Source organism: Hydrogenophaga sp. OTU3427 (genome assembly GCF_038440225.1).
In the GTDB taxonomy this organism is placed as follows: domain Bacteria; phylum Pseudomonadota; class Gammaproteobacteria; order Burkholderiales; family Burkholderiaceae_C; genus Hydrogenophaga.
On sequence record NZ_JASATI010000014.1, the window covers coordinates 1 to 15,034 of the forward strand.

14 protein-coding genes are annotated in these 15,034 nt (G+C 69.2%); 6 read left to right on the forward strand and 8 right to left on the reverse strand.

The annotated features are described in order from the left end of the window. Nucleotides 1-99: 99 nt before the first annotated feature. The gene (locus AAHB17_RS10365) at nucleotides 100-273 is read right to left on the reverse strand and encodes a rubredoxin (RefSeq protein ID WP_342130488.1); all 174 of its coding nucleotides are present in this window, start codon (nucleotides 271-273) and stop codon (nucleotides 100-102) included. Nucleotides 274-387: 114 nt separating this feature from the next. Here AAHB17_RS10365 and thiD point away from each other — a divergent pair, with 114 nt between their 5' ends. Both thiD and hemL read left to right on the forward strand, forming a co-directional pair. Then, complete coding sequence (thiD, locus tag AAHB17_RS10370) at nucleotides 388-1,311, forward strand: bifunctional hydroxymethylpyrimidine kinase/phosphomethylpyrimidine kinase (RefSeq protein ID WP_342130489.1); 924 nt, start codon at nucleotides 388-390, stop codon at nucleotides 1,309-1,311. A gap of 17 nt (nucleotides 1,312-1,328) precedes the next feature. Next, entirely contained in the window at nucleotides 1,329-2,624 is a 1,296-nt protein-coding gene (gene hemL, locus AAHB17_RS10375) for a glutamate-1-semialdehyde 2,1-aminomutase (protein ID WP_342130490.1), read from the forward strand. A 27-nt stretch (nucleotides 2,625-2,651) separates the two neighbouring features. Here hemL and AAHB17_RS10380 read toward each other — a convergent pair whose 3' ends face one another. The 6 genes from AAHB17_RS10380 to AAHB17_RS10405 all read right to left on the reverse strand — a co-directional run bounded on the left by AAHB17_RS10380 (nucleotide 2,652) and on the right by AAHB17_RS10405 (nucleotide 7,070). Next, entirely contained in the window at nucleotides 2,652-3,266 is a 615-nt protein-coding gene (locus AAHB17_RS10380) for a DNA-3-methyladenine glycosylase I (RefSeq protein ID WP_342130491.1), read from the reverse strand. A 19-nt stretch (nucleotides 3,267-3,285) separates the two neighbouring features. Continuing rightward, on the reverse strand, nucleotides 3,286-4,401 hold the full coding sequence (locus AAHB17_RS10385) for an acyl-CoA dehydrogenase family protein (RefSeq protein ID WP_342130492.1): 1,116 nt from the start codon (nucleotides 4,399-4,401) through the stop codon (nucleotides 3,286-3,288). A 14-nt stretch (nucleotides 4,402-4,415) separates the two neighbouring features. After that, a complete protein-coding gene (locus AAHB17_RS10390) occupies nucleotides 4,416-5,597 on the reverse strand; it encodes an acyl-CoA dehydrogenase family protein (protein ID WP_342130493.1) in 1,182 nt (393 codons plus the stop codon). Between the two features lie 140 nt (nucleotides 5,598-5,737). Then, nucleotides 5,738-6,397: a methyl-accepting chemotaxis protein gene (locus tag AAHB17_RS10395; RefSeq protein ID WP_342130494.1), complete on the reverse strand. Its 660-nt coding sequence runs from the start codon at nucleotides 6,395-6,397 to the stop codon at nucleotides 5,738-5,740. A gap of 78 nt (nucleotides 6,398-6,475) precedes the next feature. Then, nucleotides 6,476-6,754: a hypothetical protein gene (locus tag AAHB17_RS10400; RefSeq protein ID WP_342130496.1), complete on the reverse strand. Its 279-nt coding sequence runs from the start codon at nucleotides 6,752-6,754 to the stop codon at nucleotides 6,476-6,478. A gap of 49 nt (nucleotides 6,755-6,803) precedes the next feature. Next, nucleotides 6,804-7,070: a 4Fe-4S dicluster domain-containing protein gene (locus AAHB17_RS10405; RefSeq protein WP_342130497.1), complete on the reverse strand. Its 267-nt coding sequence runs from the start codon at nucleotides 7,068-7,070 to the stop codon at nucleotides 6,804-6,806. Nucleotides 7,071-7,187: 117 nt separating this feature from the next. Here AAHB17_RS10405 and AAHB17_RS10410 point away from each other — a divergent pair, with 117 nt between their 5' ends. Beyond that, nucleotides 7,188-7,985 (forward strand): substrate-binding periplasmic protein, encoded by a 798-nt coding sequence (locus AAHB17_RS10410; RefSeq protein ID WP_342130498.1) that lies wholly within the window; start codon nucleotides 7,188-7,190, stop codon nucleotides 7,983-7,985. Here the strand turns inward: AAHB17_RS10410 and AAHB17_RS10415 are convergent, their stop codons facing one another. Next, nucleotides 7,986-11,183 carry a PAS domain S-box protein gene (locus AAHB17_RS10415; protein WP_342130499.1) on the reverse strand — a complete coding sequence of 1,066 codons (3,198 nt, stop codon included), beginning with the start codon at nucleotides 11,181-11,183 and terminating at the stop codon, nucleotides 7,986-7,988. A 246-nt stretch (nucleotides 11,184-11,429) separates the two neighbouring features. Here AAHB17_RS10415 and AAHB17_RS10420 point away from each other — a divergent pair, with 246 nt between their 5' ends. From AAHB17_RS10420 to AAHB17_RS10430, 3 genes are read left to right on the forward strand one after another with little or no spacing between them, the layout of a single operon-like run. Beyond that, nucleotides 11,430-12,254 (forward strand): hypothetical protein, encoded by an 825-nt coding sequence (locus AAHB17_RS10420; protein ID WP_342130500.1) that lies wholly within the window; start codon nucleotides 11,430-11,432, stop codon nucleotides 12,252-12,254. A gap of 8 nt (nucleotides 12,255-12,262) precedes the next feature. Further along, on the forward strand, nucleotides 12,263-12,775 hold the full coding sequence (locus AAHB17_RS10425) for a FlgO family outer membrane protein (protein WP_342130501.1): 513 nt from the start codon (nucleotides 12,263-12,265) through the stop codon (nucleotides 12,773-12,775). Between the two features lie 58 nt (nucleotides 12,776-12,833). Then, on the forward strand, nucleotides 12,834-14,996 hold the full coding sequence (locus AAHB17_RS10430) for an FAD-dependent oxidoreductase (RefSeq protein WP_342130502.1): 2,163 nt from the start codon (nucleotides 12,834-12,836) through the stop codon (nucleotides 14,994-14,996). Nucleotides 14,997-15,034 lie beyond the last annotated feature (38 nt).

Genomic DNA, 15,034 nt, shown 5'->3' on the forward strand with positions numbered 1-15,034 from the left:
CCCCGGGCCCCCCCCGCCGGGGCGGGCTGCGCGGGACGGCTGGTGTCGCCCCCTTGAGGGGGTGACGCGCCCTTAGGCGCGGCGCGGGGGTGGGCTCGTTCAAATGGCCACCATTTCGAAATCTTCCTTGCGCGCCCCACACTCTGGGCAGGTCCAGTTCATGGGCACGTCGGCCCACTTGGTGCCCGGCGCAATGCCATGGTCGGGTGCGCCCGCGGCCTCGTCGTAAATCCAGCCACAAATCAGGCACATCCAAGTCTGGGGTTCGGTCATGATGCAGGAAAAATCATTGTCTTAGAATGGTTTCATTGTAGCCAGCCCCCGGTGGTGCCCCTGGGCACACCCGGGGTCGACAGACCCCCCACGCGCCCCGCGCCGCGCCGCCGAATGCCATCCCCCACCGATCCCTCCGCCACGACCAGCACGGGCGAAGCCGTGTCGCTGCCCTGCGTCATGGCCTTCAACGCCAACGACCCCAGCGGCGCCGGCGGACTGGGGGCCGACGTGGCCGCCATGTCCAGCGCCTCGGCCCACGTGCTGCCGGTGGTCACCGGGGCCTACGTGCGCGACAGCAGCGACATCCATGGCCACGTCGCCTTCGACGAGGAGGCGGTGGACGACCAGGCCCGCTGCGCGCTGGAGGACATGACGGTGCAGGCCATCAAGGTCGGCTTCGTCGGCACGCCCGAGAACCTCAGCGCCATCGCCGAGATCGCCTCCGACTACCCCGACCTTCCGCTGGTGGCCTACATGCCCAGCCTGGCCTGGTGGAACGAGGTCGACATGGAGAACTACCTCGACGCCTTCGCCGAGCTGCTGCTGCCGCAGACCACGGTGCTGGTGGGCAACCACAGCACCCTGTGCCGCTGGCTGTTGCCTGACTGGGCCGACGAGAAACCCCCCGGCCCACGCGACGTGGCCCGCGCCGCGGCCGAACACGGCGTGGCCTACACCCTGGTGACCGGCTTCAACGCCGCCGACCAGTACTTGGAAAGCCACCTGGCCACGCCCGAGACCGTGCTGGCCACCGCCCGCTACGAACGCTTCGAGGCCACCTTCACCGGCGCCGGCGACACCTTGTCGGCCGCGCTGGCCGCGTTGATTGCCGTGGGCGCCGACCTGCAGACCGCCTGCGCCGAGGCCCTGACCTACCTCGACCAGTGCCTGGACGCGGGCTTCCAGCCCGGCATGGGCCACGCCATGCCCGACCGCCTGTTCTGGGCCCACGACGGCGATGAATCGGAAGACGACGAGGGGGAGGACGCGGGCCCGGGCACCGACGACTTCCCCGTCGGCGACACCAAACACTGAACCACGATCACGATCCCATGGACCACAACCAGCAACTGTTCGAACGCGCCCAGAAGGTCATCCCCGGCGGCGTCAACTCCCCCGTGCGCGCCTTCCGCGCCGTCGGCGGCACGCCCCGCTTCGTGCAGCGCGCCCAAGGCGCCCACTTCTGGGACGCCAACGGCAAGCGCCACATCGATTACATCGGTTCCTGGGGCCCCATGATCCTGGGCCATGGCCACCCGGCCGTGCTCGAAGCGGTGCAGCAGGCGGCCCTGGACGGTTTCAGCTTCGGCGCCCCCACCGAACGCGAGGTGGAACTGGCCGAGGCCATCCTCGAACTCGTGCCCAGCATGGACATGGTGCGCCTGGTCAGCTCCGGCACCGAGGCCGGCATGAGCACCATCCGCCTGGCGCGCGGCGCCACCGGCCGCAAGAAGATCATCAAGTTCGAGGGCTGCTACCACGGCCACGCCGATGCCCTGCTGGTCAAGGCCGGCTCGGGCCTGGCCACCTTTGGCAACCCCACCAGCGCCGGCGTGCCGCCCGAGGTGGTGCAGCACACCCTGGTGCTGGAGTACAACCACATCGAGCAGCTCGAATCCGCTTTCGCCGAACACGGTGCCGACATCGCCTGCCTGATGATCGAGCCCATCGCCGGCAACATGAACTTCGTGCGCGCCAGCGTTCCCTTCATGAAGCGCTGCCGCGAGCTGTGTTCCCAGCACGGCGCACTGCTGGCCTTCGACGAGGTGATGACGGGTTTTCGCGTTGCCCTGGGCGGCGCACAAAGTGTCTACGCCCAGCTCATCCCCGGCTTCGAGCCCGACATGACGGTCATGGGCAAGGTGATCGGCGGCGGCATGCCGCTGGCCGCCTTCGGCGCCAAACGCGCCGTGATGCAGCAGTTGGCACCCCTGGGCGGCGTCTACCAGGCCGGCACCCTGAGCGGCAACCCGGTGGCCACCGCCTGTGGCCTGGCCACCTTGAAGGAAATCCGCAAGCCCGGTTTCTTCGACGCCCTGTCGGCCCGCACCCAGTCGCTGGTCAGCGGCCTGACCGCCGCGGCCCGTGACGCCAACGTGCCCTTCTGCGGTGACAGCCAGGGCGGCATGTTCGGCTTCTTCCTGCTGGACACGCTGCCGCAGAACTACGCCACCGTCATGACCACCGACGGCCCACGCTTCAACGCCTTCTTTCACGGCATGCTGGACCGCGGCATCTACTTCGCGCCCGCGCTGTACGAGGCCGGCTTCGTGAGCGCGGCCCACGGCGAGGCCGACGTGGCGGAAACGGTGGCGGCGGCGCGCGAGGTGTTCGCCCAGCTGGCCTGACACCACGCTGTCAGTGCCGCTGGGGTCTCACCGGGGCACCTGGAAGCGGCTCCGCGCCCGCGCCGCGTTTGTGGCCACCACACAGCCGGGCGCATGGTCGTTCACCAGCCCCATGGCCTGCATGAAGGCATAGACCGTCGTCGGGCCCACGAACTTCCAGCCGCGCCGCTTCAGGTCTTTGGACAAGGCCGTGGATTCGGGCGAGATCGACACCGACTGCGGCGCGGCGGCACGCAGGGGATCGGCTTCGAACCGCCAGAAATAGCTGGCCAGCGAACCACACTCCGCCTGCAGGTCGACGGCCCGGCCAGCGTTGTGGATGACCGCTTCGATCTTGCCCCGGTGGCGGACGATGCCCGCATCCTGCAGCAGGCTGTCGACCTTGTTCCCGTCGAAACGCGCCACGCGGTGAAAGTCGAAGCCCGCGAAGGCCCGCCGGAAGTTCTCGCGCTTGGCCAGAATGGTCCGCCAGCTCAGGCCGGACTGAAAACCCTCCAGGCACAGCTTCTCGAACAGGCGCACGTCGTCATCGACGGGGAAGCCCCATTCGCTGTCGTGGTAAGCCTCGAATTCGGGCGCGGCGGCGCACCAGCGGCAGCGGGGCTGGCCGTCGGTGCCGATCACGGTCGAAGGCGCGTCCATGAGGCCCCGCGCCTCCGGCTCAGGCGAACACGCCGGCCGTGTCCTGCATGCGTGCCGACACCTCGCCCAGGTGGTGAAGGGTGTCGCCCCAGGTGAGCTCCAGCTGGGTCAGTTTCTTGAAGCAGTGGCTGACGATGTACTCGTCGGTCACGCCGATGCCGCCGTGCAGTTGCACCGCCTGCTGGCCCACGAAGCGCATGCTGGTGCCCAGTTGGTACTTGGCGCGCGCCATGGCACGGCGGCGCTCGTCGGTCGGGGCGTTGAGCTTGAGGCTGGCGTAGTAGCTCATGGAGCGGGCCAGTTCCAGCTGCATCTTCATGTCGGCCACCCGGTGGCGCAGGGCCTGGAAGGTGGCGATGGCCACGCCGAACTGCTTGCGCGTGTTCATGTAGTCCACGGTGATGGCCAGGGTCTGGTCCATCACGCCCACGGCTTCGGCACACAGGGCGGCGATGCCGATGTCGATGCCGTGCGCCAGCGCGGTCTGGCCGTCGGTGGTGATGAGCGTGGCGGGGCTGTGGGTCAGGGTCACGTCGGCCGCGCGGCCGCCGTCCTGCGTGAGGTAGCCGCGCGTGGCCACGCCGGCCGCGCCGCGCTCCACCACGAACAGGGCCATCCGGCCCTTGGCCATCGCCGGCACCACAAAGGCGTCGGCCTGGTCCCCGGCGGGCACCAGGTGCTTGGTGCCGCTGACGGTCCAGCCATCACCGGCCGCCGTGGCCACCGTGTCGCAGACATCGGCGCGGTAGCGGGCCTTGCGTTCCTGGTGGGCCAGCACGACCAGCTTCTCGCCGCTGGCCATGCCGGGCAGCCAGGCGGCCTTCACATCGGCACCGGCGTAGGCGCCGATGACGCCGCAACAGACCAGTGTCTGCGCCAGCGGCTCCAGCACCATGCCGCGCCCCAGCTGCTCCATGACCACCATGCCCTCGACCGGGCCCATGTTCAGGCCACCGTCGTCTTCGGACACGTAGAGCCCGGCCAGGCCGAGTTCGGCCAGTTCGTTGTAGGCCTCGCGCGAGAAGCCACCGGCGGCCGTGATGCCGCAGCGGCGCTCGAAGCTGTAACCCTTCTCGACCCACTTGGCGACGGCGTCGCGGAGCTGCTGCTGGTCGTCGGAAAAATCAAAGTCCATGTCGTGTCTCCTGATCAGCCCAGCACGGTCTGTGCAACGATGTTGCGCTGCACTTCGTTCGAGCCGCCGTAAATGGTGGTCTTGCGCATGTTGAAGTAGGTCGATGCCAGCGGCGCGTTGGCCCACACGCCACCGGGGAAGTCGCCCTGCCAGCCGGCTTCCATGGCTTCTTCGATGAAGGGCAGGCTGTAGGGGCCGGCGGCCAGCATCATGAGCTCGCTGTAGCGCTGCTGGATTTCGCTGCCCTTGATCTTGAGCAGGCCGGCGATGTCCAGCGAGTTCTTGCCCGACTTCTCGGCCGACAGCACGCGCAGCACCAGCATCTCCAGCGCCACCACGTCCACCTCCAGTTTGGCGATCTCGTCGCGGAAGCGGGTGTCGTCCCACACGCCTTCGGTCTTGGCGATGCGCTTGAGGCGTTCCAGCTCGCGTTTGGCGCGGTTGACGTCGGCGATGTTGGTGCGCTCGTGGCTCAGCAGGTGCTTGGCGTAGGTCCAGCCCTTGTTCTCCTCGCCGATCAGGTTCTCGGCCGGCACCACGACGTTGTCGAAGAAGACCTCGTTGACCTCGCACTCGCCGTCGAGCAACTTGATGGGGCGCACGGTGACGCCGGGCGACTTCATGTCGATCAGCAGGAAACTGATGCCGGTCTGGGGCTTGCCTTCGGTGCTGGTGCGCACCAGGCAGAAAATCCACTCGCCGTACTGGCCCAGCGTGGTCCAGGTCTTCTGACCGTTGACCAGGTAGGTGTTGCCCTGGCGCTCGGCGCGGCATTTGACGGAGGCGAGATCGGAGCCCGAGCCCGGTTCGCTGTAGCCCTGGCTCCACCAGACCTCACCGCTGGCGATGCCGGGCAGGAAACGCTGCTGCTGCTCGGCGTTGCCAAAGGCCATGATCACCGGCGCCACCATCACCGGGCCAAAAGGCACGATGCGCGGCGCACCGGCCAGGGCGCATTCTTCCTCGAACAGGTGCTTTTGCACGGCGGTCCAGCCGGGGCCGCCAAACTGCTGGGGCCAACCGTAGCCCAGCCAGCCCTTCTTGCCCAGTATCTTGGCCCAGCGCTGCATGTCGTCGCGCGACAGTCGCAGCGCGTTGTGCACCTTGTGCGAAATGTCGGCGGGCAAGTTGTCCTTGACCCAGGCCCGGATTTCCTCGCGGAAAGCCTGCTCCTCAGGGGTGAATGCCAAATCCATGGGTGTCTCCAAAATGGTGCGTGCCTGCTCACGATACAGGACCGACAACCGCGTTTTTAGCACGGTCGTTCGTTTTTATTTGTCCTCGTCGCGACAACACGGCGCGGCCGCCCCCACAACCCGCGCTTCCACCCCACCCGTCACTGGGCGCGCGCCAGCTCCACGCCTTTCTTGGCCAGGGTGTCGATCTCGGTGCTGATGTTGGCCAGCACGCTGGCCACCACCGCGAATTCGCGTCCGGCCGTCCCCGCGCGCGCGGCCATGACCTGGGCGTTGAAGGACACCACCTTGGCCTCGCGTGCGACCGACTGGATGTCGCCCACGATGGCGCGCAGGGTGCCGCTGACTTCGCGTTCGCGCGCGCTGCTCAGGGCATCGATGGCCTCGGTGGCGAGATTGAGGGCCGCGAGCACCCCATCGGTGCGCTCCAGCAGGCGATCGAGGCGGATGGCCGCACCACTGGAGGACAGCGTGGCCAGCTCGATCGCCGCCCGGGCGTCCTGAATGAAGGCCTGCACCGTGGTCTCCACCCCGCCGGAGCCGAAATACACCTGCTTGACCGCCGCCCCCTCCTTGGGGTTGAGGCCACGGGCCACGTCCACCAGGGTCGCCTGGCTGCGCACAAAGGTGTCCAGCGACTGCTGGGCCTTCTGCGCCATGCCGGTGCGTCCCTGCACCGCCAGCACGGTCTGCAGGATCAGGCGCTGCGACAACATGCGCTGGCGCGCCGCGAGGTTGACGATGGACAGGGCGGGCGTGGAAGCCAGCCCGCCGGGAGACGAAGAGATCGTGCTGCTCATGGACGGCCCTCAAGACATGGAGATGGGCACATACCAGCATTTAGCGTGCCATGCCCCCACGAGCACGGGCGCCACGGCTCAGGTGGCGAGCAGGACGCCCCTGAATTCATGGATGTGGGCGAACTCCAGCTTGCAGCTGACGCAGCGGTAGCGGCCGTTGGGCCGCATCGCGCCCTGTGCGTCGCGCGCCAGCACCGGCCGGTAGGCCGAGGCGCCACACTGGTGGCAGACGTTGACCGGCCGCCCGTCCACCCAGGCCAGACCCTGCCGCTCCCAGGAACGGGGGCGGGCGGGCACCGCGCCGGACAAGATGGCCTGGGGGCGCATGCCCAGGTCGAGCACACTCGAGGGTCGCATCGCGGGTCTCCGGAAAGAAAGGTTCGGCCCATTCTGGGCAACGTGCGGCTCACCCAGCGATACGAGGGTCCACCGGCCGATCAGCGGTGGTATCCGGCCCCCCGGCCGGTCGCATGGTGATGACCCCAAAGGGGCACCGCCATTCGCACTTGCGGCAGCCAGTGCAGTCCTGCGCGTCGTGCAGGGTCGAGGCCTTGCGCCCGGCACTGGGCTCCAGGGTCAGCAAGTGCAGGGGGCAGGCCGCCACGCACCAGCCGCAGCCTGTGCAGCGGGTGGTGTCGATGTCGGGCAGCCAGGGTCGGCGCGGTGCGGGCATGGTGGCCCCATTCTGACGCCGGCGCCCCTCCCCGGCACAAGATCCCCGGGCCTAGACGTCCTGCCCCGTGGGCGCCCGACTGCCCCGGGACTGCGGGCGCAGGGGCACAATGCGGGCATGCCCCGCCTGCTGTATTGCCTGTCGCTGCTGATCGCCGCCCTGCTGGGCGGTGGTGGCGCCAACGCACAGACCGCGGCGCCGGTCCGCGTCTACAACACCTACCTCAGCGCGCCCTTCACCGGCCCCACGCCGGGCACCGGCCTGGCCAGCGAATTGGTGGCCTACCTCAACCAGCGACTGGGCGGCGAGCCAGTGCTGCAACTGGAGACCCTGCCGCGCACCCGGCTGCTGCGGCTGATCAATGCCGATGGCCGCCCGGGCTTCAGTGGTGCCGCCCTGTTCCTGCACCCCAGCTTCATCGGCGACCCACAACGCCGGCGTTTCCTGTGGACACACGCCTTCGTCGAGGACCGCAACGTGCTGGTGCTGCGCGCCAGCCACCGGCCTGTGCCCCACGCGCTGACGCAGCTGCAAGGACTGCGCTTCGGCGGCATTCACGGCAACCGCTACGGAGCGATCGACGACCTGGTCGCCACCGGCCAGTTGTTGCGCGAGGACGTGCGCCAGGAACTGTTCAACCTGCGCAAGCTGGCGCGAGGACGCATCGACGTCACCCAGACGAACCTGTCCTACTTCCGTTCGATGAGCCGGGAGGCCGGCCTGGTCGCGCCGCTGGTGGCGGTCCCGCGTCCCGACCAGACGGCCTTTGGCCGGCACATCATGCTCAGCCGCGACCTCGCCGGCCTGCACCAGCGTCTGGAAACGATCGTGGCGCACATGCCCCAGGACGGGGACTGGCAAGCCATCCTGCGGCGCCACGGGCAGTCACCGGTGCAGGCCGCCGACACACGCTGATCAGGCGACAGCGGCGCCCGTGCGCATCAGGCGCTCGAAGGCATCGGCGGGCAACGCCGGCGCATACAGGAAACCTTGCCCGAAATCGCACCCTGCCGCGCGCAGCAGCGCCGCCTGCTGCTCGGTTTCTATGCCTTCTGCCACCACCCGCAAGCCCAGCTTGTGCGCCATTGCGATGATGGCCTCGCACAAGGCCAGATCACGCGAGCCGGGCTGCAACGGGCGCACGAAGGCCTGGTCGATCTTGAGGAAATGGACCGGATAACGCTGCAGGTAGGCCAGCGACGAATACCCGGTGCCGAAGTCATCCAGTGCGATGCCGATGCCGGCCGCGCCAAAGGACGCCAGCAAGTCGTGGGTGCGGCTGGACGCGTCCATCAGCACGCCTTCGGTGATTTCGATCACCACGCTGTCACCCACCATGCCATGGGACTCCAGGTGCGCCAGCCAGCGCTCGGCCATGGCCATCGGCTCCTGCCGGAACTGCACCGGCGAGGTGTTCAGGCTGATGCAGAAACCAGGGTCCAGCGTCTGGCGCCAACGTGCGGCCTGCGCCGCCGTGGTCTCGAACACCCAGTCACCGATGGCTGGCATCAGGCCTGTTTCCTCGGCCACTGGAATGAAGGTCGCCGGGTTGACCATGCCACGCCCGGGGTGCTGCCAGCGCAACAAGGCCTCGGCCTTGTTGATGCGGCCGGTGGGCAAATCCACGATGGGCTGGTAATGCAATTGCAGTTCCCCGCGCTCCAGTGCCCGGCGCAGGTCACGCGCCACGCGGGCGCGCGACAGCGCCGCCTCCTGCATGGCGGCGGTGAAGAACTGCCACCGGCCCTGACCGAGGACCTTGGCCGCATGCACCGCCTGGTCGGCCTGCTTGAGCAGCACCTCGGCCGAAGCGCCGTCGTCCGGATGCACAGAAATGCCCACGCAAGCGCTCACGTAGGCCGTGTCGGCGCCCAGCACAAAGGGTGAAGCGAAGGCCCGCTGCAGGTCGGTCGCGAGGGCTTCGATCTGCAGCGTGTCGTGGGTGCGCGGCAGGATCAGTGCGAATTCGTCGCCGCCGATACGCGCCAGCGTGTCGCCATCGCGCACCACCGACAACAGCCGCCGTGCCACTTCCTTGAGCAGAACGTCGCCGATCGAATGACCTTGCGTTTCGTTGATTTCCTTGAAGCGGTCGAGATCGATGACCAGCAGCCCGAGCCGGTGCCCGGCGCCATCGCATTCCCGCAGGTCCTGCGCCAGGCGCTCCAGAAACATGGTGCGGTTAACCAGGCCGGTCAGCGGGTCGAAGTTGGCCTGGCGCCAGATCAACTCCTGCGAGGTCTTGAGGGCCGTGATGTCGTTGAACAGCACGACCCGGCTCTGCGCCTGGCCTTGCATGTCGCGCACGGTGCGCATGGTGACAGAGCACACGATGTCCTCGCCGTCCTTGCGCCCCACCCACAGCTCGCCCTGCCACTGCCCGGTGTCGGCCAGCTGCTCGCGCAGGCGCCGGTAGAAATCGTCGCCGTGGCGGCGCGAACGCAGCTGCCGCAGCTGACCGCCGCGCAGGATGTCCTCCAGCTCGTAGCCGGTGATCTGGGTCAGGGCCGGGTTGACCGACAGGATGTTGTTGTCGAGATCCACGACCAGCATGGCCTCCGGGCTGCTCTGGAAGATCAGGTTGGCCATTCGCATCTGCGTTTCGGCGCGGTGGCGTTCGCTGACGTCGCGCACGCTGCCGGTGAAACCACGCTGGCCGTTGACCACCATCTCGCGGACCGCCAGCTCCATCGGGAAGGTGCTGCCGTCCTTGCGGCGCCCCACCACCTCGCGGCCCGGGCCGATCACACGTGCCTCGCCGGTGGCAATGAAATGGTGCAGGTAGCTGTCGTGCTCACTGCGGTAGGGGTCCGGCATCAACAGGCTCACGTTGTGCCCCACGACCTCGTCGGCGCTGTAGCCGAAGATGCGCGCGGCCGCCAGGTTGAACGTGCGGATGTGGCCCGCCTCGTCGATGGAAATGACGCCGTCGGACACGGTGTCCACGATGGCCTGCAGCAAGGCTTCGTTGGCCTGCAGCTGGGTCTCGCTGGCCAGCCGCTGGGTGATGTCCTCGCCGATGCTGGCCGTCCCGATGGGCTGGCCGTCGGTGTCGCGCAACACCGAATTGGTGAAACGCACCGTGAGCGTCTGCCCGGAACGGGTGCGGATGTTGTTCTGGAAATGGCGCGCCTGCGGCTCGTCGTGGATCACCGCCTGGAACACCTCCGCCACCTCGGTCTGGGGCCCGGGCGCAAAAGACTCGAACCAGTTGCGTCCCAGCAACTCGTCGCGGCTCCAGCCGGTGACGCGCAGCAGGTGGTCGTTGCAGTAGGTGATGCGCCCGGTCATGTCCAGCGTCACGGCCATCAGCTCCACGTTGTCCACGATGTCGCTGTAGCGCCGCCGGGATTCGATCAGTTCCCCCAGCAGCGCACGCAAGCGGTCGCCCGCGCCATTGAGGGCGTCGACCATCTGATCGAGCTCGTCACGCGAGCGCAACAGCCGGGGCCCGCGCCGCAAGCTCAGCCGTCCCTGCCCCAGCGGATTGCGCGAGCGCGTGACCGAGGTGGCGATGTGCTGCAGGTGCCGCCCCACCTGCCACTGGAACAGCACGAGCACGAACACCCAGATGAGCAGGAACGTGACCAGCGCGTTGGCGAGCCAGGTCCAGCGCTGCGCCTGCACCCGCTGGAGGGCCCCCGCCTGGCTGGCCACCAGCACCACCTGGCCCAGCGCCGCCGAGTCGGGGCCATCGGCACGCGTCAGCTCAAACCGGTGCTCCAGCACGCCTTGCGTGGGTATCACGCCCACACTGGCCAGGACCGTGCCATCGCTGTCCAGCACCCGCGCATGGCGCATGTCGGGCACGTTGAGCAGGCCCTGAAGCTGCAGGCGCAGTGCATCGGTGTCCATGTCCCACAGCTGCTCGGCCAGGGCTGCCGCGTAGCTGTCCTGGATCAGGCGCAGCCCCTCGACGAGCCGCGCCTGTTCGGCCTGGCTCTCGCTGTCGACCCGCAGCGCCGTGACACCCAACGCCAGCGCCAGGCTGAACACCAGGGTCAGCAGCGCGAACCGCCCGCCGATGCTGCGCAGCAGCAACGCACGCTGGAAAAAGCGCAGCACGTGGCGCAGGCGCCCGATATCGGCAGGGGATGAGTCGATAAGTGGCATTTCTGACATGACAGGCGCAACCATACATGGAACACGGCCCCCGCGGCCAGTCCCCGCGCCAACGGCATGGCCGCCGCACAACACACCTCGCCAAAACACAAACAGAAGGCAAAAAACCCCGCTTTTCAGAACCTGGACAAACGCCCACGGGCGTAGATTCGAGTCCACTGCACAGGGCCGCGTCCGTCCTGTGCCCCCGCGGTGCGCTGAGCACCCAGGCCCATTTCCGCATCCACACGCCCAGCCATGCGACCGACCCCACCGCCGCCCCTGCCCTACCGCCGCCTGCTGGCGCCGGGAGCCGCGCTTGTGGCCGGGCTCCTGGGCCTGGGCTGCAGCACCCTGGACGTGCCCCACGCCCACAACCACCCCGCCAGCTCCCAACCCAAGGTGCGGGCCGTGCACCACTGGGACGTACTGGCCGCCGACGTGGCCGAGCGCATCGCCGCCAGCATGGGCGACACCGTGCTCCTGCCCGCGGCGCCGACCAGGACCGCCGACCCTGGCGAAGCACCGCCCCCCCCCGTGCCCCAAAAGCTCGGTGCGCTGAGCTGGCGGCTGCAACCGCAGCGGCCGTCCACCTTCAACCGCGCCTTCAATGCCCTGCTGACGCACCGCCTGGTGCAGCAGGGCCTGGTGCTGACCAGCGAGTCCACGCCGGCCCAGGGCAGCATCGACTACGAGGTCCAGGTGATCGAACACGGCAGCCGCGTGAGCAACGGCTCGCCCCTGGCCATGACACAGCTGGCCGCCGGCATCGCCGTGCTGCGCGACTGGACGGCCTACAGCCAGGGGCCTCTGAGCGCCGGGCTGACCGTCCTGACGGTGGGGGCGCTGGCCGACACCTCGCGCCTCCTGCTCGACGGCCGGGCCGCGGGTGGCCCCACCCGCACCGAGGTGCTGGTGACCACCACCGTCAAGCTCGCGGGCCGGCTGCACAGCACCACCGCCGACATCTACTACATCGACCCGGCCGACCTGCCCCTGTACACGCCGGTGCCGGACCCGCCGCCGCCACCGCCACCGCCGCCCCCCACACCGATGAAGACATGGAAGATGGTGGCCGAATGAAGCACGGCATGCCACGCAGACGCCTGCTTGGTGGGTTGGCCGGCCTGGCTGCGGTGGGCCTGGGCGCCTGCGCCAGCCCGCCCAGTGGCGACACCCTGATCCAGCTGAACTACCAGGCGGCAGACGCGCTGCTCAAGGGCGTGACGCTGGATCCGCGCCAGCCGGTGCTGATCGCCACCCTGGTCGACCTCGACGACCTCGGCCGCAGCTCGCGGCTGGGGCGCCTGGCGGCCGAACACGTGGCCGCGCGCCTGTCCAACCGCGGCGTGATGGTCAAGGAGCTCAAGCTGCGCGACCAGATCTTCATGGAGCAGAGCAGCGGCGCGCTGATGCTCTCGCGCGAGCTCAAGGACCTCAGCATCGAACACGCCGCGCAGGCCGTGGTGGTGGGCACCTACACGGTGGCCGGCAACACCGTCTACGTGAGCCTGAAGCTGGTGCGCCCCGAGGGCAACATCGTGGTCGCGGGGCACGACTACGCCTTCACCCTGGGCGACAGCAACCGCGCGCTGATGCGTTGACGGGCCGGTGACGCGGTGGCGGCACAATGCGGTGCCCGCCCACACCGACGCCCACCCCATGAACCTGAAAAAGCCACTCGCCCTGGCCGCCCTGTCAACGGCGGTGCTGGCCTTCGTGGTGCTCGATCTGGGCCGGTTCCTGAACCTGGAACTGCTCAAGCACAGCCAGGCCGGCCTGACCGCGCTGCGGGAGCAACACCCACTGGCCTTCCTGCTGGGCTACGGCCTGCTCTATGTCGGCACCACCGCGGTCTCGCTGCCCAGCGCGGGCCTGCTCACCGTCACCGGCGGCGCGCTGTTTGGCCTGGGCTGGGGCACGCTGGTGGTGTCCTTCGCCTCCAGCATCGGCGCCACCCTCGCTTTCCTGCTGTCGCGCGGCCTGCTGCGCGACAGCGTCGCGGCGCGCTTCGGCCGGCGGCTGGCCGAGATCGACCGCGGCATCGCCCGCGATGGCGCCCTCTACCTCTTCACGCTGCGCCTGATCCCGGCCGTGCCCTTCTTCATGCTCAACCTGCTCATGGGCCTGACGGCCATGCGCACCTGGACCTACCATTGGGTCAGCCAGCTCGGCATGCTGCCGGCCACCCTGGTCTACGTGAACGCCGGCACCCAGCTGGCGCAACTCGACAGCCTGAGCGGCATCCTGAGCCCGGCGCTGCTGGGCAGCTTCGCCTTGCTGGGCCTGTTCCCGCTGCTGGCGCGGCGCGCGCTCGACCTGTGGCGGCGCCGGCGGGGCCACGCCCGCTGGGCCGGCCAGCGCCCGCGCCAGTTCGACCGCAACCTGGTCGTCATCGGCGCCGGCGCCGGTGGCCTGGTCACGGCCTACATCGCCGCCGCCGTCCAGGCCAAGGTCACGCTGGTCGAGGCCGGCGCCATGGGCGGCGACTGCCTCCACCATGGCTGCGTGCCCAGCAAGGCCCTGATCCGCAGCGCCCGGCTCGCGCACGAGATGCGCCACGCCAGCCGCTACGGCCTCACCGACACCGAACCCGCCATCGCCTGGCGCACGGTCATGCAGCGGGTGCGGCAGGTCATCGCCGACATCGCCCCCCACGACAGCGTGGAGCGCTACACCGGGCTGGGCGTGGATGTGGTGCAGGGCCGCGCCACGCTGCTCAACCCCTGGACGGTGGAGATCACGCTGCCCGAGGGCGGCACGCGGCGCCTCAGCACCCGCCACGTGGTCATCGCCACCGGCGCCAGCCCCATCGTGCCCGACGTGCCTGGCCTGCACGAGGCCGGCTTCGTCACCAGCGACACGCTGTGGGCCGCGCTCGCGCGGCTGGACACACCACCGCGCCGCCTGCTGGTGCTGGGCGGCGGCCCCATCGGCTGCGAGCTGGCCCAGGCCATGCAGCGGCTGGGCTCGCGGGTGACGCTGGTGCAGCGGGCCACGCGCCTGCTGCCACGCGAAGACGCGGACGTGGCGGCCAGCGTGCACACCTCGCTGGCGGCCGACGGCGTGCGGGTGCTGACCGGCCAGCAGGCCTTGCGCTGCGAGCGCGAGGGCGGCGATTGGCGGCTGCGGGTGACCCAGGCCGGCCAGGAACAGGCCCTCCCCTTCGACCTGCTGCTCTGCGCCGTCGGCCGCCAGCCGCGCCTGCAAGGCTTCGGCCTGGAAGCGCTGGGCATAGACACCACGCAGACCCTGGACACCAACGAGTACCTGCAGACGCTCTGCCCCAACGTCTACGCCGCCGGCGACGTGGCCGGCCCGCACCAGCACACCCACGCCGCCGCCCACCAGGCCTGGCACGCGGCGGTCAATGCCCTGTTCGGCGAATTCAGGCGTTTTCGCGTCGACCACGCGGCGCTGCCCCACGCCACCTTCGTCGACCCGGAGGTGGCGCGGGTCGGCCTCAACGAACAGGAAGCACGTGCCCAGGGCGTGGCCTTTGAAGTGACGCGTTTTGCGCTGGCCGACCTTGACCGCGCCATCATCGAAGGCGAGCCCCAGGGTTTCGTCAAGGTGCTGACCGTGCCGGGCCAGGACACCCTGCTGGGCGCCACCATCGTGGGCCGCCACGCGGCCGATCTGCTGGCCGAGTTCGTGCTGGCCATGCGCCACGGCCTGGGCCTGAACAAGGTGTTGGCCACCGTGCACACCTACCCCACCCTCGCCGAGGCCAACAAGCACGTGGCCGGCGAATGGAAACGCGCCCACGCGCCCGCCCGATTGTTGCAATGGGTGCGCCGCTACCACGACTGGAAACGCGGCTGATGTGCCCCCATGCTCCTCACTTCGTGTGTTCGCTGCCC